Annotated in this window: 21 protein-coding genes; 12 read left to right on the top strand and 9 right to left on the bottom strand. The window is 41.3% G+C overall.

The genetic code is table 11. From position 1 onward, the window contains the following. Positions 1-54: 54 nt before the first annotated feature. Entirely contained in the window at positions 55-930 is an 876-nt protein-coding gene (locus tag AC1RM2_RS02450; protein WP_492983024.1) for an alpha/beta fold hydrolase, read from the bottom strand. A 146-nt stretch (positions 931-1,076) separates the two neighbouring features. On the opposite strand from AC1RM2_RS02450, the gene AC1RM2_RS02445 reads away from it, so the two are divergent. From AC1RM2_RS02445 to AC1RM2_RS02420, 6 genes are all read left to right on the top strand, one after another. After that, a complete protein-coding gene (locus AC1RM2_RS02445; protein WP_492983022.1) occupies positions 1,077-1,286 on the top strand; it encodes an ATP-binding protein in 210 nt (69 codons plus the stop codon). Positions 1,287-1,890: 604 nt separating this feature from the next. Next, positions 1,891-2,052 (top strand): hypothetical protein, encoded by a 162-nt coding sequence (locus AC1RM2_RS02440; RefSeq protein WP_492983020.1) that lies wholly within the window; start codon positions 1,891-1,893, stop codon positions 2,050-2,052. 61 nt (positions 2,053-2,113) lie between these two features. After that, positions 2,114-3,310: a hypothetical protein gene (locus tag AC1RM2_RS02435; protein WP_492983018.1), complete on the top strand. Its 1,197-nt coding sequence runs from the start codon at positions 2,114-2,116 to the stop codon at positions 3,308-3,310. A 14-nt stretch (positions 3,311-3,324) separates the two neighbouring features. Then, the gene (locus AC1RM2_RS02430; RefSeq protein WP_492983016.1) at positions 3,325-4,605 is read left to right on the top strand and encodes an HlyD family secretion protein; all 1,281 of its coding nucleotides are present in this window, start codon (positions 3,325-3,327) and stop codon (positions 4,603-4,605) included. A gap of 35 nt (positions 4,606-4,640) precedes the next feature. Then, the gene (locus tag AC1RM2_RS02425) at positions 4,641-6,848 is read left to right on the top strand and encodes a peptidase domain-containing ABC transporter (protein WP_492983014.1); all 2,208 of its coding nucleotides are present in this window, start codon (positions 4,641-4,643) and stop codon (positions 6,846-6,848) included. Positions 6,849-6,854: 6 nt separating this feature from the next. After that, positions 6,855-8,006 carry a hypothetical protein gene (locus AC1RM2_RS02420; protein ID WP_492983012.1) on the top strand — a complete coding sequence of 384 codons (1,152 nt, stop codon included), beginning with the start codon at positions 6,855-6,857 and terminating at the stop codon, positions 8,004-8,006. Here AC1RM2_RS02420 and AC1RM2_RS02415 read toward each other — a convergent pair whose 3' ends face one another. The 3 genes from AC1RM2_RS02415 to AC1RM2_RS02405 all read right to left on the bottom strand — a co-directional run bounded on the left by AC1RM2_RS02415 (position 8,007) and on the right by AC1RM2_RS02405 (position 9,820). After that, the gene (locus AC1RM2_RS02415; RefSeq protein WP_492983010.1) at positions 8,007-8,153 is read right to left on the bottom strand and encodes a hypothetical protein; all 147 of its coding nucleotides are present in this window, start codon (positions 8,151-8,153) and stop codon (positions 8,007-8,009) included. It lies immediately after the preceding gene. A 625-nt stretch (positions 8,154-8,778) separates the two neighbouring features. After that, complete coding sequence (xth, locus tag AC1RM2_RS02410) at positions 8,779-9,552, bottom strand: exodeoxyribonuclease III (RefSeq protein WP_492983008.1); 774 nt, start codon at positions 9,550-9,552, stop codon at positions 8,779-8,781. A 91-nt stretch (positions 9,553-9,643) separates the two neighbouring features. Continuing rightward, on the bottom strand, positions 9,644-9,820 hold the full coding sequence (locus tag AC1RM2_RS02405; RefSeq protein WP_492983006.1) for a hypothetical protein: 177 nt from the start codon (positions 9,818-9,820) through the stop codon (positions 9,644-9,646). A 412-nt stretch (positions 9,821-10,232) separates the two neighbouring features. Here AC1RM2_RS02405 and AC1RM2_RS02400 point away from each other — a divergent pair, with 412 nt between their 5' ends. The 5 genes from AC1RM2_RS02400 (at position 10,233) to AC1RM2_RS02380 (ending at position 16,251) form a co-directional block, all read left to right on the top strand. Beyond that, complete coding sequence (locus tag AC1RM2_RS02400) at positions 10,233-10,463, top strand: hypothetical protein (RefSeq protein ID WP_492983004.1); 231 nt, start codon at positions 10,233-10,235, stop codon at positions 10,461-10,463. 626 nt (positions 10,464-11,089) lie between these two features. Continuing rightward, positions 11,090-13,810 carry an outer membrane beta-barrel protein gene (locus AC1RM2_RS02395; RefSeq protein ID WP_492983002.1) on the top strand — a complete coding sequence of 907 codons (2,721 nt, stop codon included), beginning with the start codon at positions 11,090-11,092 and terminating at the stop codon, positions 13,808-13,810. A gap of 375 nt (positions 13,811-14,185) precedes the next feature. Continuing rightward, positions 14,186-15,166 (top strand): NAD-dependent epimerase/dehydratase family protein, encoded by a 981-nt coding sequence (locus tag AC1RM2_RS02390; RefSeq protein WP_492983000.1) that lies wholly within the window; start codon positions 14,186-14,188, stop codon positions 15,164-15,166. 3 nt (positions 15,167-15,169) lie between these two features. Then, complete coding sequence (locus tag AC1RM2_RS02385; RefSeq protein WP_492982998.1) at positions 15,170-15,964, top strand: SDR family NAD(P)-dependent oxidoreductase; 795 nt, start codon at positions 15,170-15,172, stop codon at positions 15,962-15,964. Then, complete coding sequence (locus AC1RM2_RS02380) at positions 15,961-16,251, top strand: hypothetical protein (RefSeq protein WP_492982996.1); 291 nt, start codon at positions 15,961-15,963, stop codon at positions 16,249-16,251. The genes AC1RM2_RS02385 and AC1RM2_RS02380 overlap by 4 nt, the downstream gene beginning before the upstream one ends. Here the strand turns inward: AC1RM2_RS02380 and AC1RM2_RS02375 are convergent. The 5 genes from AC1RM2_RS02375 to AC1RM2_RS02355 form a co-directional block, all read right to left on the bottom strand. Beyond that, positions 16,248-17,978 carry an LA_2272 family surface repeat-containing protein gene (locus AC1RM2_RS02375; RefSeq protein ID WP_492982994.1) on the bottom strand — a complete coding sequence of 577 codons (1,731 nt, stop codon included), beginning with the start codon at positions 17,976-17,978 and terminating at the stop codon, positions 16,248-16,250. The genes AC1RM2_RS02380 and AC1RM2_RS02375 overlap by 4 nt on opposite strands. A 21-nt stretch (positions 17,979-17,999) precedes the next feature. Next, positions 18,000-18,977, bottom strand: coding sequence for a FecR family protein (locus tag AC1RM2_RS02370; protein WP_492982992.1), 978 nt, complete (start codon positions 18,975-18,977; stop codon positions 18,000-18,002). A gap of 3 nt (positions 18,978-18,980) precedes the next feature. Then, complete coding sequence (locus tag AC1RM2_RS02365; protein ID WP_492982990.1) at positions 18,981-19,601, bottom strand: RNA polymerase sigma-70 factor; 621 nt, start codon at positions 19,599-19,601, stop codon at positions 18,981-18,983. Positions 19,602-19,625: 24 nt separating this feature from the next. After that, positions 19,626-20,309, bottom strand: coding sequence for a DUF6134 family protein (locus tag AC1RM2_RS02360; RefSeq protein WP_492982988.1), 684 nt, complete (start codon positions 20,307-20,309; stop codon positions 19,626-19,628). Positions 20,310-20,537: 228 nt separating this feature from the next. Then, positions 20,538-21,446, bottom strand: a complete 909-nt coding sequence (locus AC1RM2_RS02355) for an AraC family transcriptional regulator (protein ID WP_477384854.1) — start codon at positions 21,444-21,446, stop codon at positions 20,538-20,540. Between the two features lie 379 nt (positions 21,447-21,825). On the opposite strand from AC1RM2_RS02355, the gene AC1RM2_RS02350 reads away from it, so the two are divergent. After that, entirely contained in the window at positions 21,826-24,075 is a 2,250-nt protein-coding gene (locus tag AC1RM2_RS02350) for a hypothetical protein (protein ID WP_492982986.1), read from the top strand. The last annotated feature ends 27 nt before the right edge of the window (positions 24,076-24,102 follow it).

Below are 24,102 nucleotides of genomic sequence, written 5' to 3'. Positions count from 1 at the left end.
TCATAGATAGATCTGACATCAATACCCCTCTTTAAAAATACCGGTTCAATTTTGTTACTTTAAAAAGTCGTCCAGGTAACCTGCTATTGTTTTTGTTTGCATCATCAGGCTCACATGGCTCTGTGCAGGCACAATGGCTAAATGTGATTTTGGCATCGGCCCCAAATCGGCAGCTACGCCACCTCCCAGTAATTGGTACGTTTTCATCAATTCTACTTTGTCAAGGCCATCATTGTCGCCCGAGATGAGCAATACCGGCGAAGTGATTTTGGCAATATTGGCGTCGCCAACGTCAAAGGGCACCCCGGCAAAAGCAATCATTTGTTCAATAAACTTTATCCATTTTGTTTTGTCGGGTGCTACCGCATCATATGCCGTTTTTATAGGCGTATTGTTAAAAAATTCGGGCTTAAAACCTTTAAACCCACTATTTATAGCGGGCAGCCAGCCACTGGTTTTGTAGGTAGAAGAAATGATCACCAATTTTCGTACCCGTTTAGGGCTTTTTACAGCCAATTGGTAAGCTATAGAACCACCCATACTATAGCCTGCAACATCGGCACTGTCAATTTTTAAAAAATCCATTACCCCTACCACATCACTTGCCAGGGTAGCAATATCTAATTTCCTGTCCGAAAACGAGGTGTGCCCATGTCCCTGCATTTCTAAGGCAATCACCTTTCTTGTTTTTGCCAGTTCAGGTATCAACTGGCTCCAGTTCATCTCGATGGTATAAAATGCACCATGCAGCAAAACAAGCGGCTTACCCTCGCCATATACCTCATAGTAAACTTTAATGCCATTAACAGGCGCATAGCCACTGTTTGCAGGTTTAAGCTGCTGGCCATAACACTGCAATACGGTAAAAAAAAGCATAGCAATCATCAATGCAGGTTTCATGACATCAGTTCCTTTAAATACTCTTTTCATAAAATGTGATTTAAGTTGTTTTGATTTTATTGACAATACAAATATCGATGGCTTTTCGGGATTTTATGCTGTGCAGAACTGACATTTTGAGGGGTGGATAACGACATGGTAGTGCGATTAGATAGGGGGAGAGTATCCGGTGGTACGTGGTAGGCCCCCGCTACAAGAGTACAAGGGCTTTCGCGGCCAGTTATCCGACCACAGGCTGCCGCACAAGACCGCGCCAAGGGGCTAACCATTCCTTTGGCCTCGGTTTGGCCGTCTCAAAACAAATTATAGAAGCACACGGCGATCGAATCTGGTTTGAAAGCCTGCCTGTTAACAGAACTACTTTTTATGCAGATTTGCCGGTTTAACGGATACATAATCGGCTTAACCCCTTAAATAATTGTCGTCGGTTTATTAGGTACAGCCGCTGGCAATTTTAACTATAAAACACGATCAAAATCACACTTCTCCCCGGCTAAAGAAAAACTTATTATAGTTAAAAATACTATATAAACATATATTCTGATCTTTTTCCTTGCTGTTTTTTTGCCAGGAATAAATATATCAAAAAAGCTTATATGTATATCAATTTAGGTTATTTAATATAAACTACGTTTACAGCCTGTTTTGACCGCTCGCCAAAATGATGACTGTCAAATCAAGTCAGGGTGTGGTTTTATAATGTAAATATCTCATAAATAGTTATTTATAAAATATAAATTACGTTTTATTGTCAAGTATACCCTGGGGCAAAGCTCCTAATAAATAAAATTTAAATTTTTCTTGGAATTAACAAAGAATGTTTCAATATTTACAAATACATATTCTTAACGAAGAATATATATTAAACCTAACTTTTATTACAACGCCTTCAATTTAAATTCATACTTTTTATTGACAGATTAATAAAAGTTCATAAAAAATGGATTGTACAATCAGTGTTATATAATTAAATTTTATTAATCAAAAGTTATGAAAACAGAAACAAAAAAAATGACTCTAACTGAGTTAAAAGCTAAAGCTGCTAACATTACAGAAAAAGAATTACTTGACCAGATTAAAGGTGGCAGTTTAAATGATTGCCATGATGCCCAAGGCAACCCACTGCCAAGCAAAACTGCAGGCGTTGCTTAATTAAAGTAAAAGGGGCTTTGGCCCCTTTTACTCCTTGTTTGCACAATCTTATTTTATTTTAATGAATAATCCAGTTTTGCTTTCCCTTGAAGATAATCAGGGAAATATCGCCGAAAGACTCAAGATTTTGCTATATAAAAAAGCCCCTCAGTTAACCGAGGCATTGGATATAGAAAATGATCAGATTTTTTTAGAACCTTTGCTCTTTGCCGCCTTCAATAATCATGAAAAGAAAACGGCACATGAATCTGTTTTAAACGGGTATCTCGAAAACCATGCCGGTTATACCGTTGATCTTGAAACTAATTCACGCGGCGTTGCTTACCTGCCCAATGTAGGTTATTTTGACAGCGGGATATCAAACAGTAAAATTAAATTATCATTTAATAAACAAAACCAACTTGAGTTTAACCATTCAAACATTAAATTCAGAGAGTTGTCTTTTTTACCCGGCTCTCAAATTGAACATCTTACTGAAAATATCCCACTTTTAGATCCTTATTTTAAAGTATACGTTCCCGATGGCGAAGATATTGAAACAACTTATGTGGAGATTGCCGAAACATCAAAAACCCATAGCGTTCACTTATCAACGGCGTACAGGTTGCTTGCCGATTATTGTCCCGATTTTTTTAACGATTACAACAAAACAAATAAAAAGATAGTAACCTTTACTAATCCAAAGGTTATCAGTTTCGTCACTTTTTCGGTTCATGGAACAATTTTTTTAAGCTGCCATCACGAAAACAATGAAATATTTTTCCTGGAAGAGCTTATCCACCAGGGGGCACACAACTATCTAAACTCGGTAATGGATAATAAGGGCGCTTTTTTTAAAATTGATCCAGAAACGGCGCTGTTAGGCAGTTATTTAAATGATCCTACTGAATATCGCACAATATTTTCAACTTTTCATGGCCTGTATACCGTTGCCAAAAGGGTTGAACTTTTTGAAGTATTTTACTCGCAAAACGTTTTTCAAGGCCGCAACAAGCATGAATTAACAGGCCGCTACTGCGATCAGTTCAGAAGATTTAGAACGGGTTTGCAAAAACTTGATCTTGACCATATTTATACCCCGCTTGGCAAAGAGTTTTACATGGAAATTGACCGAAAATGTGCTGAGATACTTGAAACCCGGAGAAGTCTGGCAAAATCGTATAATATATACACTCAGCCACAGGAATTTAGTTACAATAAATTTTGCATTGATAATCCTTTTGAAGAGTTTATGCGTAAGGAAGAAACCTTAGTGTAATAAGCTTCGGCAATATGGAAGCAGAGGAACCCGTTACATACGATAATCACAATGAATACCTGCAGGAATACCTGAGTAAGCAACCCTCGTGGCTTGAAAAATCAGGGTCGTTACTTATACTATTTGTTTTATGCGTTGTTTTATTGATGGCGTTTTTTTTTAAATATCCTGAAACAATTACCTGCAAAACAACGCTGATCAGCACCTCTCCCCCAATCAATCTTGTTGCCAATTCAACAGGTAAAATAGTTTATTTTAATGCCGTTAACGGCAACGAGGCAGATAGTGGCCAAATCATAGCTATTTTAGAAAACGAAGCCAATTATAAGGACGTAGTTGCCGTTAAAACCATTATTTCAAAATTAACCGACGATAGCACCCCGACCGAACTATCATTACCTGTAAAACCTTTATTAGGCGTTTGCCAGGTACCCTATGATAATTTTGTAAAAGCCTGGAATGAGTATACTCTTTTTAATCAGTTACAACCCGAAAATAGAGAAATAGAAAGAATTGATGCCTCGATAGCAGAAAACAACAGGCTGATTGCAAACTACCAAAACCAGAAAAGCATTCAGCTTAATGAAATTAAGCTGGCCGACCAAGCGTTTAAACGAGTAAAAATACTGTTTGATCAAAAAGTACTCACCAACCAGGAAATGGAAGACAAACAAGCAGTGTACCTGGAAAAAAAGCGCGCGTTTGAAGCAGCCAGTGAAAAATTTCTCCGCACCTCGCTGGATATCCAAACATTACAGAAAGAAAAGAAGCAAGTTGAATTAAACGGAGGGATGAATAATAAAAGAAGGCGGGTTGAACTGACACAGGCAAAAAGTAGCCTGCTTAATACTATTAAGCAATGGGAACAAATGTATATTATAAGGTCAAATTATAATGGTTCCATATCCCTCGGCCAGGTATGGAGCGCCAATCAATATGTACACCAGGGTGATATTATAGCCACAATAATACCGAACGGACGGAAAACGCTCTTCGGCCGACTTTTGATGCCAATAAAAGGGTCGGGTAAAGTTAAAATAAACCAGATGGTGAACATCGCTTTAGATGCTTACCCCTCTCAGGAATTTGGATTTATTAAAGGTCAGGTTAAAAATATATCTGAAATACCCGAAAATAATAACTATGTTGTTTTAGTTTCAATTGCGGATATGTATACTACTTATCATAAAGTATTACCCTTTAAAAATGAAATGGAGGGTTCGGCCGAAATTATCACTGAAAAACGCTCGCTGCTCCAACGGGTTTTTGATTTTTTGAGAAGCACGCAACATTAATCATCCGTCCTCACAAACCATTTTTAATTTGATAAATGCCAAAAAAATTCCCCTTTTATAAGCAGCTTGATCTTATGGATTGCGGTCCTACTTGTTTAAGGATGGTTGCTAAGTTTCACGGCCAAATTCACCCGATTGCCTTTTTAAGAGAAATTTCAAGCATTACAAGAGAGGGTGTTTCATTGGGCGGCATATCAGATGCGGCCGAAACAATTGGATTTAACACATTAGGCTTACAAATTGACTTCGAAACATTAGTAAGAGACATTCCGCTTCCTTGTATAGTCCCATGGCGGCAAAGGCATTTTGTAGTAATGTATGGAGTTGAAAAGAACGAGATAGCCGTGGCCGACCCAGGGTTTGGACTAATTAAATATTCGCAAAGCGAATTTATAAATGGTTGGTTAGGCAAAGCAGGTACACATACCGGTTCCGGGACGGTACTTGTGCTTGAACCCGGGCCCGAGTTTGGCAAAATCATGTCACAAAGTGACAAAGAAGAAAAACCAACCCGTCCATTCGGCTTTTTGCGGCCTTACCTGCAACCTTATAAAAAGCTTTTGGTGCAACTTGTACTGGGGTTAATTGCCGGCAGCATTATTCAGTTGGCATTGCCATTTTTGGCAAAAGCAATAGTTGATAAAGGCGTTAATTACCGCGATCTTAATTTTTTATACATTGTATTAGTTGCACAACTTGCCCTGTTTTGCAGCCAGATATTAATACAGGTTATACGCGATAGGCTCCTGTTATTTATAACAGGGCGGCTTAATATCAAACTCATTTCTGATTTTTTGTTCAAGTTGATGAAGCTTCCGCTTTCGTTTTTTGACCGGAAAAACGTAGGTGATATTGTGCAGCGCATCCAGGACCACCAACGGATCCAAAGTTTTCTTTCGAGTACTACTTTAAATACACTTTTTTCGGGCGTTAATTTTTTAATTTTCAGCGCCGTTTTATTTTACTATAGTGTCACTATTTTTTCTATTTTTTTTGCGGGAGCCGTGCTTTACGTTTGCTGGTCGCTGTTTTTTTTAAAAAGGAGACGCGAACTGGATTATAAACAGTTTGACCAGCTTTCATTAAATCAATCAACACTTATACAGATCATTAATTCTATCCAGGAAATTAAACTCAACAACTCGCAAAAGCGCAGACGATGGGAATGGGAGGGTATCCAGATGAGCCTTTTTAAAACATCAATGAAAACTTTAACGCTTGCCCAGTTTCAAACTACCGGATCAGGGTTTATCAACGAGTTGAAAAATATACTGGTAACATTTATAGCGGCCAGCCTGGTTATTAACGGAAAGCTTTCTTTAGGCGAAATGGTATCAATACAATACATCATCGCACAATTAAATGTACCCATTAGCAATATCATCACCTTTATACAAAGCGGCCAGGATGCCAAATTAAGTATAGAAAGACTATCAGAAATTCATAACAAACAAAATGAAGACGATGATCTTCACGCCATCAGGGAATTAGATGAAAACCGGGATATTATAATTGATAATTTAAGTTTTAGCTACGATGGCAAAAGCGAACACAATGTAATTTCAAACTTGAGCTGCATAGCCGAAATGGGGAAAGTAACCGCCATTGTTGGCGAAAGTGGAAGCGGAAAAACCACACTCCTAAAACTATTATTAAAATTTTATCCCGAAACCGGGGGAGATATTAAAATAGGAAACGATAAGCTTGAAAAAATCAACACTGATTTTTGGCGAAGTAACTGCGGGGTTGTAATGCAGGATGGATACATATTTGCCGACTCGGTTTTAAGAAACATAACAGAAAGCGAATCTTCTGATCATATCAACAAAACAAAACTGATTGATGCCTGTAAAATCGCCAATATTCATGATTTTATTGAATCGTTGCCTGGTGGTTATCAAACCAAGTTAGGCCCTGCAGGCATTTCATTAAGCGGTGGGCAAAAACAACGGATTTTAATTGCACGTGCAGTATACAAATCGCCCCAATATCTTTTTTTTGACGAAGCAACCAGCGCACTGGATACTGTGAACGAAAAAATAATAATGGATAATTTATATCAATATTTTTCGGACAAAACAGTCATCATAGTGGCTCATAGGTTAAGTACCGTAAAAAATGCCGACAAAATTATTGTATTAAAAAAAGGCAAAATAGTTGAACAAGGCACCCACAAACAACTTGTAGATAATAAAACAGATTATTTCAAACTTGTAAAAAACCAATTGGAACTTGGAGGATAGAAGCACATGAAACACATATATATATTATTGACAGTAATAATGATTTCCCCTTTGTTTGCGAAAGCGCAGATCATCAAGCCCTCCTATTTGCGAATTGATGTACCTGACTCAACAAAAACAATAATAACTAACTCCTTAGATACCCTGTTTAAGAATATTAGCGTAGGAAAAACGCCCGGTAATATCAGCGCCGGCAAAGACAGCCTGCTTACAGCATCCATATTGGGCAGCTTTAAAGACTTAGAGACCAATGAAAAAAACAAACAAAAATATTTTTACCAAAAACAGTTAATTAATTGCTACCCGCTTGCTAAAGATGACTTTATAATATCTGTTGCCTATATTGCTCAAAACCAGGATAGCCTGCCGAAGTTAAAAAACATCATAACCCTTAACGCTCATATCGAAAACAAACAGGTAACGTATACTCTTCCGTTAAAATATTTAACTGCCGACTGGAAATTAAAAAAAGTGGGTAACATCACCTATCATTACGCGGGTAAGTTTAACGCAAACATTGCCACCGGGTTTAACAGGAAAAACAGCATTATCGCCCAAAGATTGAACTTGCCTGTTGATCAGTTTGAGTTTTACTTATGCGATAATTATCAACAGATACTCGCTTTGTTAGGATATAGCTACGATGCGGATTCCAACGGGCGCACGAGGGATGGTTATGGCGTTGATGCCAGGACGATATTTTCAATAATGCACAATGAAGACTTTTCCCATGACCTGGTGCACTACTACATTGCAAAAATCAGGACTAACCCACGAAACATCTTTGCCGAAGAGGGATTAGCGTATTATTGGGGCAACGCCTATTATACTGATAGTCAGGGGTTGATGATTAATCAGCAAAAGTTGGTAACGGCGCTGCATAAATACCTGGCCGGCCACCCCGGCACTACCTTGCATTCGCTTTTTAAAGCCAACCCTAAAATATTTAATGAATACGCCAAAGAGATATCCGTACGCACGGTTATTAGCGGAATCATTTGCGCGGAGGTTGAAAAACAAAAGGGTATTGCGGGCATAAAAGAACTGGTTAATTGCGGGCGCGGAGAGGAAGCTTTTTATAAAGCGATAAATAAGCTGATTAATGTAACTGAGGCCAACTTTGATGAAGTGCTTTTACGTCATGCTTTTGACAATTAATTAATAAAGCACTTTATTTACATTTGCCGCATCGCAGGAACATAACCCAGCTATGGCAAGCGTTTTTTCGCTCCAGCCTTGTGGCCCGCTGATAGGTAAACGCCATGCTAAGTAATAAATATGCAACTCCCGAATGAAATTAAACATCCGGGATTTTGTGTTTTTAACTGTGCAAAGGAATGATTCAAGAACATTAAGGTCGGCAATAAACATTGTTGATTGAACTAAACATGGTATAGGTGCCACCCAAAGAGCCCTGAAAGGGTGACATATGCCGACGGTCGCAGTCGCGGAGACGGTGGTTTTAGCAATAACGACGGTCGCGTTAAGGACTGAAATGGATACCGGCCCGGTGGTGGGTATGGGCATTGGCCGCGCCAAACGCCCTGTGCGCGTATGAATGGAAGGCCTGGCCCCGTTTCTACCAACGGGGAAACGCCCTCTTTTTAGTATCAAGTATCAAGATTTTTTGGGGAAAGTATGGAGTAGTTGGTATTCGACGAGGAATTTTTGCGGTTCATAACGATATGACCTCATGACCGAATGATCGCCATGCACAGTCCGCGATTGCCGCGCTGCGCTTATAATGACGTATTTGTAAGTCGTTGATTATCAATATAAAATATCCGTCATTGCGAGGAACGAAGCAATCCCGAACTATGTGGGACTTAGCATGTCGGGGATTGCTTCGTGCCTCGCAATGACGGCAGTTTTATAACCATACCTACTTCCGCAGCTGTCTTGATACTTGATACTCGCTACTAAAAAGCTATTACCCAATTTCTATCCACACCGGGCAATGGTCGCTGGTTTTTTCCCAGCCGCGTACATTGCGGTCGACGCCGGCGGATTGGAGGCGGTTGGCTACGTGGGGGCTTAGCAGGAAATGGTCGATACGGAGCCCGGCATTGCGGCCATAGGCATCGCGGAAATAATCGAAAAAGGTATAGATCACTTCGGTAGGGTATAGTTTGCGGATGGCGTCCGTCCAGCCCTGGTCGACAAGGTTTTTGAAGGCCAGGCGTACTTCAGGGCGGAATAGGGCATCGTCCAGCCAGCGTTCTGGTTTGTAAACATCCAGTTCGGTGGGCATTACGTTATAGTCGCCGGTAATTATCGTGGGTATGCCTTGCGCCAGCAGTCCCGAGGCGTGGCTGGTAAGGCGCTCAAACCAGCGCAGCTTATAATCCAGTTTTGGGCCGGGGGCGGGGTTGCCGTTGGGCAGGTACAGGCAGCCGATGACGATGCCATTTATAAACGCTTCAATGTAGCGGCTGTGCTCGTCGTCCGGGTCGCCGGGCAGGCCTTTGCGCAGTTCCTTAATTTCATAGTTGTTACGGGCCAGGATGGCAACGCCGTTCCAGCTTTTTTGCCCATGCCATATGGCGTTGTAGCCGGCATCGGTGATCGCCTCCAGCGGGAACTTATCCTGGGGGGCTTTTAACTCCTGCAGGCAAACCACATCGGGCGCTGTTTCGGCAAGCCAGCGCAGCAGCACCGGCAGGCGGCCGTTTACACCATTAACATTATAGGTGGCAATTTTCATGTGTTAAAAATTGAGTTTTTGTGTAAAAAAAGTTAACGAAAATTAAGCCATAATTACTTAAAAGCGGAAACTATTTGCACAAAAATTGCAACTATGAGAATAACCCATGCGTAATCTCTTCAACTTCCGAATCGCCGTAGAAAAATATGGTTAAGCCGCGTGGGCCATCGGTGATGGTAAGGATGTCCTGGCGTTTAATATTGTTTTCGTTAATGAAAAGCGCCAGCCGGGCCGGGGTGCTAAAATAGTCGGTTTTTACGATGGTCATAGTGGTATGTTTTTAAGTTAGACAAAAAAACGGCGGCGTTTGTTACACGCAGCAAGTTTGAAAAATAAGGTGGCCCCGCGTGTATGGTGGATGCCTGGTTTAATATATATGTATTTGATTATCATGAATTTATGTTGTTTTTAAAATATGCGAACACTTAAATGCCTTATAGTCAGCTATTTGCATCATTGCCCCCGAACACCCGAACACCCCACAAAAAACCGAACACCTGTATGCAAATATTTTTTTTGACAATTCCCAGGCTATGGTGCAACCTTTTGCTAAAAGCATGCGTCACATAACATAGCGCTTATATATTATTAGATAATTTAATATATAATACAACGTTTATTTAGGTATGATACAATTACATGCTACCCGCACTGAAAAATAACCAATAGCCCCGAATTATATGGAAGATCATATTTGGATGCTTGTTACCAAAAAAATGGCAAATGAGGCTACCGGGGAGGAGTTAGATGAATTAAACAGCTTGCTTAAACAAAATCCAATTGCCCATAATTCGTTGAGAATGCTTTTTGATTGGTGGGATACTGATGATGAACCAGCCGAAGACAATACCCATTTGCAGTTTAAAAAAATATTGGAACGGATAAGCATTAAAAAAGATTTATCAGATTAGTCCTTCGTTTTTTAAATGCTTAACGATGCGGCCGGTATCAATACTGTCACGTTCGCTCTTAAGGTAAATGTTCGATAAATAAACGATTTCCTGAATTACATCTACGTAAGTTATAACCCTGGCGCCGCCAGATTTACCTTTATTTGTCCCTGAAAAGCAACCAACCCCATAACATGGTGCCGTTTTTTAAGTGGATGCGATGAAAAGCAACAAGGCCTGGATTTATGCTGGATTGTTGGTTGGTAATTGGCAAGCGGTAAATCTATCAAAGCATGGGTGCAATAAAAATAGGTAAGACTTAACATTTGATGGATAATACTTTTAAACTATATCCGTTTACCTATTTTATAAAATATTACCTAACCATCTTTATTATGAATTGCAAAACCCGCCGTAGCTTAATTATTAGCAGTATTATCCATTATAATATGCAGATTGTCCATTTTTAGGATACATTATCGCTCATATTTTTGGATGAGCCGTTAACTGACCTCATTTTTTAAGTATCCACCGGGATAGCAAAATCCCTTTTATCAAAACGCCACCAGCTTTTATGAAGTAAACTCCTGCCCGTTATAAAAAAACTGCCACAAGCCTTCATCTACCTTATTACACCTTATACATCCATGCGCTATCTTATTGTCCTGTTATTCCTTTTTACCGGTATATCCATTTCTTTTGCCCAAAAACATGTAACTATTAAGGGCCATGTTGTTGATTCATTAAACAAAAAGCCCCTTGAATTAAGTACCGTGGCCGCGGTTGATTTAAAAGATACATCGCTGATAGCTTATACCCTAAGCAAAAAAACTGGCGAGTTTGAACTAAGCAACCTCCCGTCGGAAAAAAAAATCAAACTGGTTATATCGTACACAGGCCATAAAAGTTTTATCAGGGCTTTAACTTTCCAAAAAAACGAAGTGGTTGATCTTGGCGAAATTGCGTTGAGCAATAAAATGCTGGATGAGGTTGTGATCAGGGCCGAGCGGGTGCCCATCACCATTAAAAAAGATACCATTGAGTTTAGTGCCGAAGCCTTTAAAACCCGGCCCAACGCAGTGGTAGAGGAGTTGCTTAAGAAACTACCCGGTGTGCAGGTTAACGGCGATGGCACCATAACTGTAAATGGCAAAAGTGTAAGTAAAGTATTGATAGATGGCAAACAGTTTTTTGGCAGCGATATTAAAATAGCCACCAAAAACCTGGATGCCGCCATAGTAGGTTCGATACAGGTTTATGATGACAGGGAGAACGACCCCGACCACCTGATAAGCGATACCAAAGTACAAAAGGTGATTAACCTGAAGCTAAAAAAAGCCATCAAGCGCAGTACGTTTGGTAAAGGTTTTGCCGGTGCAGGCACGCGCGACAGGTATGAAAGCGGCGGCCTGTTTAACATGTTCAGGGATACGCTGCAGGTAAGCCTCATCGGTCTAAGCAATAACCTTAACCGTACCGCTTTTTCAAATGATGAGTTGTATTCGCAGGGCGGGTTTGATAGGAGCGGCGGCAATAACCTTTATAACGGCACTGTGAATACCGGCGGCCAAAATTGGGGCGGCGGTATCGAAAAAATAACATCAGGCGGATTCAATATCAATACCGACTATGGCAAAAAGCTAAAATTGAACCTGCTGTATTTTTACAGCCAAAAAAACAATACGTCGCAAAACCAGGCGCACGTGCAAAAGTTCCTGGGCGATACCACACTTAGTACCACATCAACTAATGATAACCGGTCAAACAGTTACTCGCATTCCATAACCGGCCTGGTTGATTGGAATCCGGATACGCTAAATACCATCCACTACTCGCCCAAGGTTATTTTTAAACGGGATAATTCGTCAAATAATTCCTTTTCTGATAATTATAACAATTTTGAAGGTCATCTAAATACCAATGGAGGCAGTTCGAGCAACAAAAGCCATGGCACAGATTTTCAGCAGGACTTTTATTATAACAAGCGACTGAAAGGGAAAAAGGGAGCATCCATAAATATAGGCCATAACCTGCAGTACAGCCCCAACCAATCGCAAAGCCTGAGTAAAACAAACCTCAATTCATTTGTATCGAGCCTTAAATCGGATACCTTAAACCGGCAGGGCAATGGGAAAAACTCCAATTTTTCGGCAGGTTTAAATGGGAGTATCAGGTACCCGTTTACCAAGAAATTGATTGTTGATATTACCACATCGGGCAATTATAGCCGGTCGCGCGAGGAGAACGCCGTTTTTGATTTTAATAAAATTACCCAGGTTTATGATATTTACCTGCTAAGCCAAAGTACCAACCTTAAACGCAATTTATTTACCGAGGATGTTAAGCCCGGCATTACCTACCAGTTTACCAAGGAGATATCCCTTATAGCAGGCTTATCATTTAACTGGCAGCAGGCCGAAAATAAATTTGCTGTCGCGACAAATTATCACAACTATCTCTTTTTCCTGCCGACTATAAGGATGGAGTTCGGGTCTTTTTCTGTCGGTTACAACCGCTCGGCCAGTTTGCCTTATTTATCCGCCTTACAACCACAAACTATTGTTTATAGCCCGTTATACAGCTTTACAGGCAATCCCAATTTAAAGCCAACCATTAACGATAATATCAATATCAATTTCAATAAATACTTCCAGGCATCGCAGGTTAATATTTATAGTTATGCCAGTTTCAGTACAGAGCAGGACGCCATTGTACAAACACAAATAAGCGTATCTAATGGAGCGCAGGCCACCAATTTTGTAAATCGCGACGGGCAGTTTAGTGTAAATGGATCAATGGGGATGTACAAACAATTTAAAAAGATGGGTAAATGGACGCTGAACACAAATACCTCCGTTTATGGATTTTACCGGCGAAATATTAATATCATCAACGGGGTAGATGGATGGCAAAAGTATTTTTCGCTCGGCTTTAATCAAAATTTCAATATAAACTGGAACGATAAGATAGAGCTTAATGCTGGCGGCGGCTATCGCCCGGTATACACCTCCTATAATTATGGCGATCATAAAAGAGTGTTTACAGATAACTATAGCATGCAAAACAACCTGGTGGTGCGCTGGCCAAAGCGGATAGTGTGGGAAACCAAACAGGAATTTAACTATAACTCGCAGGTGAGTAATGGCTTTCAAAAAAGTGTTAACGTGATAAGCAGCTCTGTAGCCCTCCAGTTCCTGAAAAAAGACAGGGGCGAGATAAAAGTAACCGGTTATGATTTGTTTAACCAAAACACCAGCGTATACCGCTTTACCGGTAATAACACCATTTACGATGTACAGAACAATACACTGAAGCGCTATTTTTTATTGACGTTAACCTACAAGTTCAATACCTTGAGTACAAAATAGCCAGACAGGGCAAACGCATCAAAACAGCTAATGGAATGAGCTTATGGCGTCGGGAAGATAAAAGCATCAAACGACACCTTGTTTTTGTTGGTTGATCCTGGTTAAATGATCCGGCCACCGAAGGGACTTTTATTGCTCAAAAACAGGCACAAGTATTTGGATGCGCCTAAATTGCTTAGTCAGTTTAATGTTAACGATGATTAAATATAAGATATTAATTATCAAATATTTGTAAATTTTTTATTTGAAATGTGTTAAGTTGTGTTAACCCAAATAGATGCATTTGCCCTGTTTGTATTCGCCTTATTTTTCGAAACACGCCAAATTTTTCATAATCAAAATAGGGGTAAACCTTAATACTGTTGTATAACGGTTATGAAAATATTAGTTACTGGTGCAACCGGCTTTATTGGCCGTCAGCTTACATTAGCGCTTGCCCAAAACGGCTTTGATGTGAAAGCCTTATGCCGAAATACGGCGCATCCCTACCTGCCCAAACATAAAAACATTGAGCCCGTTAAAGGCGATATACTCGATGCTGTCGGTTTGCTTAATACCATGCGGGGTTGTAGCCAGGTTTACCATACTGCCGCCCTGGCCAAAATGTGGAGCCGCAATCCAGATGATTTTCATGTAACCAATGTTACCGGCACACGTAATGTGCTGGAAGCGGCCGCTAACGCAGGTATTCAAAAAATAGTTTATACCTCAACCTGCGGTGTATGGGGTCCAACGCTAAAATACCCGTTAAGCGAGAACGAACCCCGGATAGTTGGTTTTCCGATAGCCTACGAGCGCACCAAATACCTGGCCGAGCTGGAAGTGCAGCAATTTGTAAAGCATGGTTTGGATGTGGTTACCGTAAACCCATCCCGCGTGTTTGGCGAAGGGCCGGTAACCGATAGTAATACCGTTGGTAAAATGGTTTCCGGCTATTTAAAAGGTAATTGGCGCATTATCCCCGGCAATGGACAGCAGGTGGCTAATTATGCTTTTTTAGATGATGTAGTAGGCGGTCACATGGCTGCCATGAAGAAAGGTATTGCCGGCAACCGTTATATTTTGGGTGGCGAGGATATTAGCTTCAATCAATTTTTTAGTACGCTTACGGCTGTATCTGGCAAGCACCGCCGCATGCTCAATATTCCGCAGCGGGCTATTAAAGTTTATAGCAGGGTAGAGTGGCTGAAAACCAGGCTCACCGGCTTGCCGCCATTTTTTTTACCGGAGTTTGCCGACCGCTTAAAGTTCGACCAAAAGTATAGCAGCCAAAAAGCTGTTGACCAGCTGGGCTATCAAATAACTCCTTTTTATGAAGGAATGCAGCGCACCGTTAACTATTTAAAGGTAAACTAAGCCATGACGCAATTAACCGCCATAATTACCGGTGCCAGCGAAGGCCTGGGCAAATCATTTGCCATTGAGCTGGCCCGGCGTAATATCAATTTATTGCTGGTAGCGCTGCCCGGCTCGGGGCTTGGCGATTTGGCTGCCTACATCCGTAAAAACTTTGATGTGCATGCCCATCACCTGGAAATGGATTTGACCAACGTAGAGAATTACCCGATAATATTTAGCTATCTACACGAAAAAGGTATTACCGCCAACCTGCTGATTAACAATGCCGGGTTGGGCAATTGGTCGTGGTTTGAAGAGAAGGAGATAGCTTTTTATAAAATGCAGATAGAGCTTAATGTAGTAACGCCGGTATTGCTTACCCGTTTGTTTTTAAAACAGGCCGATGTTAAAGTAACATCATACATTTTAAATGTGGGTAGCCTTGGCGGCTTGTTCGTGGTACCCAAAAAACAGGTTTATGGCGCCACCAAATCATTTATCCGTTATTTTACAAAATGTTTGCAGCTGGAGTTATCCGGCTCAAACGTGAGCATCAGTTTGCTTAGTCCCGGTGGCATTAATACCAAACCCGAATTGCTGGTGCTTAATAATAAATTAAAAGGTGTATCAAGGGCCACCATCCTGGAAGCCGAGGATGTGGCACGTATTGCTATTGATGGTTTGTTAAAAGGGAAAAAAGAAATTATCCCCGGTGTAATTAATAAAATGATGTTTATTTTAGATAGTATTTTACCTGGATTTTTAAAACAAGCTATCATTCAAAGCCGTTTAAAAGTCATCCTTAAAAACCAATGATCATAGCCCTGCACGCATATCGCCCTATTAAACAACTTTGTCGTTATTGCCGGATCAGCAGTAGCGGCTTCAGGTTGCTTGATGAAGAAACAGTAGCATTTATTTCCGGTATTTTTTGCGGTATCACATTTGAGTTTCACCGCGATTATTGTGACGTAAAGATTGGGCATATGCATACCAGTTTAGATTTGGGCGGCGATTTTTCGACAGATGTTTTGATTGGTTTTTTGACAAAACATAATGTACTCAGGGCAGGCGAGCTGGACAATCAGGTATATATGGCCTAAAAGAAATTAAACCCTGCATTCCAGCCCACCCACCAGGAATGATGCTGGTTTGCGCTGAAATTATGCTGTAGGTTTTGCGCCAGCCCATAGCCTTTAACCGCAGTTTCCTGGTCGGAGTAGTAAAAATTCAGGGAGGGGCCAGCAAATAATGATGCTTTTTTGCCCAGTTTAATGTTCAGGTTGGCATCAAACCGTTGCAGCAGGTTGCTATAGCGCCAGCTTCCCTCATACAGGTAACGGCTGCTAATTTCGGGGTTAAAAGTAAGGTGTTTGCCCATGTCAAGTACGGTACCCAGTCCCATTCCCATGCCGTATATCTTACTGTTTGGGTTAATCCTTATGCCTCCGGCGTAAACCGTATAAAAATTATTGCTGCCCGTTTTTATGGCGATGTTGGCATTCAACGTTTCGTTGGATGATAAGGTTAGTTTGTTATAACCATTGCGGATACAGTTGATGAGCCCAAAACTGAAACCCGATGAGGTATCGGCCACATTAATCAATCCTAACTGAACACCCCTTAGTTTTTTGGCAAAATTAAAAAAGCCAAATTGTATGCCCTCAAATTTTTGCTGCGCTATATTGCACGCGCCTATCTGCAGGCCGCTTACGTTTTTCCCGGCGATATTGCCTAATAGCGCTACCTGTAACCCGGAAACCTTTCCCCGTACATGGTTGTAAGTACTTAATTGCACGCCCGATAAATCGCGCTTAATGCTGTTGTGTAAAAAGGTAAACTGAAAGCCTTCTACATTGCCCAAAACATTGTTGTACAAGCCGCTTAACTGCACGCCGCTAACGTTACCGCCAACCACATTAAAAGCGCCTGCCACCTGTACACTTTGCACATCGCCTTTATCAAGGTTAAATATTATACCCATCTCGGCTCCGCGTACCCCGGCGCTGTAGCCGCCTATAGCGTTTATAGATACAATATTGATGATTTGCCCGTTTAACGCACCATGTGTGCTTACATTGGGTATGGCCGACGCCTGGAAAGGTGCATTAGCCACCAGGCCGCGCAAATTGGCTGCCTGTATTTGCTGTTTTGTTGACAGCAGCAAACGGCCCAGCCCTGTTTTGGTTATATCGTCGTTGCTATCATTGGCTATATAGCTAAACAGGCTGCTATCCGGCCGGCTTGTGATTTGCACATCGTTTAAAAATGTGATGGTTGTATCTTTATAAAGCTCTTTACTGATGGTTAACCGTACCGGCCGGCCTTCATTTTTCAGGTGCAGTTCAAAGTAACCGTTCTGATCGGTCATGACCGATTGCAGCAGGCTTTTTTCGTATACGCTGGCGTTGGGCAGTTTTTTTCCGGTTTGCTCATCGGCAACAAAACCGGTTATAATGTATTCCCTGTTTTCGGTATTTGATTTTTCGGTAGTTAAGCCAAGCTGCAGGGGGGCATAACGCAGGATAATAAAACCTTTGGCATCTTTGTATTCAAAACGCTTCATCAGCATTTGGTCAAGCACCTCTTTAACGGTCCAGTTATCGGCATCAAGGCTTACCAGGCTATCGGCTTTTATCAGGTTGCTGTTATATGAAAAGTAAAAGCTGCCCTTATCTTCCATTGTTTTAAAAACCGTGCCCAGGCGCTGTTTTTTTACGTGAATGGTGATATTACGGGCAAGGTTAACCTGCGCCGCTGCATGGTTATGCAGGCTGGCCAAAAACGCGACCGTAAACAAGACTAAAAGCACCCGGTTTAAATAATACATAGAACGAGGTAGAAATATCAATTATCTCAGGATGATTTGGTTGCCCATGTGTACCGTTGTAATGGGGAATGTGCCTGTTACTACCAATAAAATCTGCTCAAGCGATTGATCTTTAAACACGGTTGTAATGGGCAGTTTATTTAATGATGGTTTTGCTATTACAATATGTGCGCTGTAAATCTCATTCAGTGCGGCTACGAGTTCGCTTAAACGCGTGCTGTCGCACACTAACTCTTTGTTGATATAGTAGCTGTACAATTTACCCCGCGTGCTTTGTTTTGTAAAACCGTTCCCTGTTTTTAACACCACAGTTTTTTCGCCGGGCTTAAGGCTAATGCTGTTTTTATCCCTGCTTACATTCACAATTCCGGTTTCAACAATCACTTCGGTTTTTCCATTCCTGCTTTTTACATTAAATGACGTGCCAACCACCCTAACCGTTACACCATTTACATTAATAATAAAAGGTTTTGTTTTATCGGGAGTGATTTTGAAAAAAGCCTCGCCAGATAGTTCAACCGTACGAGTATCACCGCTAAACCTGTTTGGATAGGATAATTGCGATAAAGTGTTCATAGTAACCACAGATCCGTCGGAGAGCGTATCTACCAGTACTTTATTATTGCTTTGCAGGTTAACGGTAGTAACCCTGCTAAAATAATTTAGCCCGAAATAGCTGAGCATACAAACCAATACCACGGATGCCGCTATAGCCAGCCAGTTTACCCGCGTTAAATGGTGTGATAAGGTTTTGGATGTGGCCTGGTTATTATTTATCCGGTTTTGCAGGCGTGTAAAAGCAGCATCTTCATCAACAGCACGCGTGCCGGCAACTTTTAAACTTTGGTCCCACAGTTTTTTAAACTGATGATAATACAGGCGGTTCTCTTCGGCGGCATTAAACCATGCCTGCACTTGTTCCTGCTCTTCAATGTCTGCTTCGCCAAGCAGGTGTTTTACCAGCAAATCATCGGTCATATGGGGGGTACTATTACTCATCTGCTAACGGCTGATAATTAAATACAAAATGATCATTAAAAATTCGGCCAGTTTAGTTCGCATCAGTTTTAATGCTTTGCCCATCTGGTTTTCTATGGTTTTTACAGATAGCCCCATCTGGTCGGCAATTTGCTGGTATTTCAGTTGTTCAAAGCGGCTGAGCTGAAAAATGGTGCGGCATTGCTGCGGCAGCTCACTCATGGCTTGGCTAATGTGCTTTTCCAGTTCATCGGCCAGCATTGCCTTGGACGAATGATCTTGCACCTGGTCCATTTCATCAGCATAGTAAACCTGGAAAGATGCTTTTACTTTTTGATGTTTCAGGTAGTTCAGGCTTTCGTTATGAACGGCCCGGTATAGGTATGATTTTATCGAGCCGTCCGTTTTTAACAACTCCCGCTTTTCCCAAATCCGGCAAAATACATTTTGCACTACTTCTTCGGCTTGCCCGTCGTCCTTTAAAAAAGTATAGGCATAGGCATGCAGGTTTTTAAAATGGCTTTTAAACACCATTTCAAATACCTTTTGGTTGCCCTGCTTTAATAAGGAAATGACCGTGCTATCGCTGTATTCCACTGATAAAGGGTGAAAGTATGCGTTAAATATAGGGGCTTTCCCGGTCATATACCTCATGTTGTTTACTATGGCTTAGGCCAGCTGTACCTGGATGGTGTATAATGAATGGTGGATATCTACCTTACTGCAAATGCCATTGGCGTAAGTATAATAGTTGTAATTGCCATCGGGCAGGTCAATCCGGTAAACATGCACCCCAGCCTTTTTAACAATTAAAAATTGCTGAAAGTTATCGGAGTAAACAAGGTTGCCATCTGCCGGCTCATGGCAATACAACAGCATCAAGTTGTTGCTTATACCGGCTTGCTCAACCCGGCCGCTTTTACCTTCGGCCAGGGTAAGGTAGGCGTTCCCTGCTGCCTTTGTTTCCCGGTTGGCTTTCTCTTTACCATTAACATGCCGCAAAACATGCGAGCTGATGAGCTTGCCGTTCTTAAAGGTTGATTCCTCATTACAATTAACATTAATACTGAAGATGAACTTCATTTTAACTTCTGATATCATTTTGAGGTAAAGCTCATCGCCGGTGTTTTTTTGGTAAAAGTTAAGATGCCCTACCACTTTACCGCTGTGCAAAACATTGTATTTGGTTATTGTTTCAGTAGCGTATAACCGCGTACTGGGTATCGACAGTAAAATTACGGCCACAGGTACTTTTAACAACTTGCCAAATTTTAAAGCCGACCTGCCTTTATAATTAACCAGGGCAGGAATGGCATATTTTTTAAACAACCAAATAATTAAAGTGATAATCATGGGCGGTGTATTTTGTTTTTATACACCTGATACAACTCAAAAGCAAAACACCCCTATTGGGAGAAGGAAAAATTCTAATGAAAAAAACTCTAAATTCTAAACCAATCGCAACATAACATTTACCCTTAAACTTCTCCCTTTAGAATTTAGGATTTAGAATTTAGAGTTTTTCCCTTAGAGTTTAGAATTTAGGATTTAGATTTTTCCCTTAGAGTTTAAGATTTCCATTCAACTACTCGCTTTTACCTTTTTTCGGTACTCGTTAGGCGAAGTACCCATCAGTTTGGTAAACATCCTCGAGAAATAATATTGATCTTCTATGCCCAAAGTCAGGGCAATGTTTTTGATAGACATGGCAGTAAATGAGATATACTGACAGGCTTTTTGAACCTTTAGCTGGTTAAAATACTCAATAGGAGAGTAACCCGTTTTTGCCCGGAAAATAGCCGAATAGTGGGAGGTGGATAACTTTGCAAAGCTGCTCAGGTCGTCAAGCCTTATCATGGTATTAACATGATCTTGCATATATTGAATGGTTTTTTCAACTATATCGTTATCGGCAGGCTTGTCGTCTACATGGTTAAACTTATCCTCGTAAATAAGTGATGACAGGAAGTGCGAGAATATCATATTTACATAACGCAGCGCATCGCTGCTATAGCCTTTCTCCAGGTTAAAACAAATGTCTTCAAACAGCTTTATCCGGTCTTCATTAAAAGAAAGGTATGGCTTGTAATTCTCTGAGTTTTTCAGGATCAGTTCTACTATAAAAGATGCTATCTCGCCTTTGAAGTGAATCCAGTATATCGTCCATGGTTTATCCATGTTGGCGGCGTACTTGTGCGGGGTGTTGGCTGGTATGGCAATAAATTGCGATGGCGAAACCTCCACCTTTTTCTTGTTGATCTCCAGCCAGCCATAGCCTTCGGTACAATAAATTATGATATGCTGGTTAATGCCGTTGGGACGCTCGGCGTAATGGTGCCGGGCTTTGGGGTAATAGCCAATATCGGTAATGTAAATTTGTTTGGTAACCAAATCCTTACTTAAAAAGTTGGTAATGATCTTTTTGGGCAGCACAATAAGCTTTTGCCCTTCAAAACCGTCCCGCCGCCTGATAGCTGTACTTTTAGTCATTTTTTGAATGGATACCGTGATAATCGGTGCTCCGTGTTAACTGGTTGATCTTCGGATACAAACATTAACAAAAAATATCAAAACATTGGTAAAAAATAGAAATAATTGAAATTGACAGGGCGTAATAAAGTCCATCATTTCCGTAACATTGACTATTTTTTTATTCTGCTCAATCCATGACATTTACATTGTAACCAATTAGCGATACCAACAGTAGGAAATGCCTTTTAATTGTTTCTATAAAAGAGATAAGCCGGCAATATTAGTGTGTTAAGCGTTCAGTGTTTATTCCTGATAATAACAGGAATAGATGTACCGGCAAACACGATTCAAAAGATTTAACAAGGTTATCGAGATAAAAAAACTATAACAACACTAAATGCAGCACTTTAAAAAAACAACAGGTAATTATAAAATAAGCTTCATCAAAACTTCCGGCCTGATAGCTTTTTTGATTTTATCCGTGACCATGTTGAGCGCACAGGAACTCCAAAAAAGTGCAGATAACACCGCCATTAGCAGCCCGCAGGTAAAAATTACCGTCGATAAAGCTACCGGCACAATTAACTATGTGTTTGCCAATGGTATGCACATGGATAACACGGTAGCTTACGTACGCGATTTAACTTCGGGATATTTATCAACTACTGATCTTGCTAACCATGCCTGCACAACCTGGCAGGTTAACGATAATGTAGGCAAAGGTTTGAGCCTTGTTGTTAAACACGGTGATGCAAAGCACAGCATCAGCATCACACAGTCCTTCACCCTTTACCAGGGCAAGCAATATGCTCTTGTTAATGTAAGTGCTACATCCACGGGTAAACCTATCGAAACCCGCGACATCAGCCCGATAGCTATACTTCCGGCCAATAAAGGCAAGTTGTTTATTCCCGGTACCGAGCCGCGGATTTTGGATGTGCCCTTTGATAACGACGATTGGACGCCAACTTTAGAGCGCAGCTGGCCAAAAGGAACTGACGCTAAAAGCAAAGGCATTAGCTACGAGTTTTTAGCGGTGTATGATCAGCTTAAAAATTCGGGCCTGGTAATAGGTAGCGTAAGTCACGATTTCTGGAAAACAGGTTTAGCTTATCAAACCGGAATGCAACTGGGCTATGTAGATTCATTAAACGTTTTTGGTGGTGTGGCTACGGCCGATAATCCATCCCTTAAATCGGGCTACGGCGGGTTGGATGGTACGCATGATCATGCCGACCATGGTACCATGCTGGGCCAAACCGTAAGCTCGGCCACTGTTTATATCTGCGGATCGGATGATTTGCACGAGGCTTTTAAGGATTATGGACGGGTAAATTCCATCATCAATGGTAAACAAACCTGGGAGGGGCCAGCTCCTGTTTACTGGAACAGTTTTGGGGTTGAAGGTGTGTTGGGTTACGAAAAGGTGATGATGCCGCCTGCTGTAAACCAGATCTCGGATTTCATCCACTCCATGCCCAACTTTGGCGCTTACTCCAAACCTGTTTTGAGTATCGACTCGTACGACCAGGGCATCTATTCAACCGAGGTTTTAAAATCAATAGGGGAGTATGGCTCAAAAAATGGCCAGCAGATGGGGTTTTATTTTACGCCATTTGCCATGTGGAGCTGGAAGAATGACACCAAAGGGCGCAAGCTGCCGGGTACCGATGTAATGTTTGAGGATGTGCTTTTGCAGGATAAAAACGGTAAGGCCATCATGTACAAAGATGGCGATTGGGGCGCTTATGCCCTGGATCCCACGCATCCGGCGGTCAGGCTTTCTATCATATCGCAGTTGAAAAAGGCAAAAGCCATCAACGCCAAATTTATCAAGATAGACTTTTTGACGGCCGGTGCTTTGGAGAGTACCAAACGTTACGATCCAAAGATCCGTACCGGGATACAGGCTTACAATTATGGGATGAAAACGTTGCGCCGCCTGGTTGATTCAATTATGGGTAAGGATGTTTTTATCACCCAGGCCATCTCGCCGCTGTTTCCGCACCAATATACCCACACGCGGTTTGTATCTACCGATGTATACTCGCACCTGCGCGATGATCAGAAAGGTTTTCCTAACTGGGGGAGTACAGAATCGTCGTTAGCCACAGGATCGCATATGGGCTGGGTACAGGGCACTTTGTTTCCTTATACCAACCTGGATGTCAGCATCATGAAAAACTTCCAGAAAAACCCGGATCTGAACGAGCAGGAAATAAAAGTACGACTGTATGCCATGATGGTAATGGGCAGTATTCTGGGCGATGGCTCTGATTTCAGGAACCCGATAGCCGCCTACCGGGCACAGGAATTTTTGAATAATAAAAACATAGCCCAATTTTTTAGCGATCCTAAAGCTTTTATCCCCCTTAAAACAGCCGATGGCGAAAGCTTTGATCAGCAATTGTCATTTTACCTGCCGGGCGATACTACTATGCTGGCCTTATTCAATTTCGACCTGAAAAATGATTTTAAACAATTGTTTAGCAGGCAGGCCTTGGGCCTTGATGCGCATAAAAAATACGAATTCCGCGATTTTATGACCGATAAGGCAATTGGTGAATTAAATGCTGACGCCCAAATGTTTAGCATGGTCGCCAACACAGGCGATGCCTTGCTGATAAAAATAGTAGCGGTAAATTAATGATAAAAATAAACAGTAATATTATGC

The organism is Mucilaginibacter sp. GW822-FHT03E02 (assembly GCF_058801545.1).
This window is presented reverse-complemented; position numbering and strand designations above follow the sequence as displayed.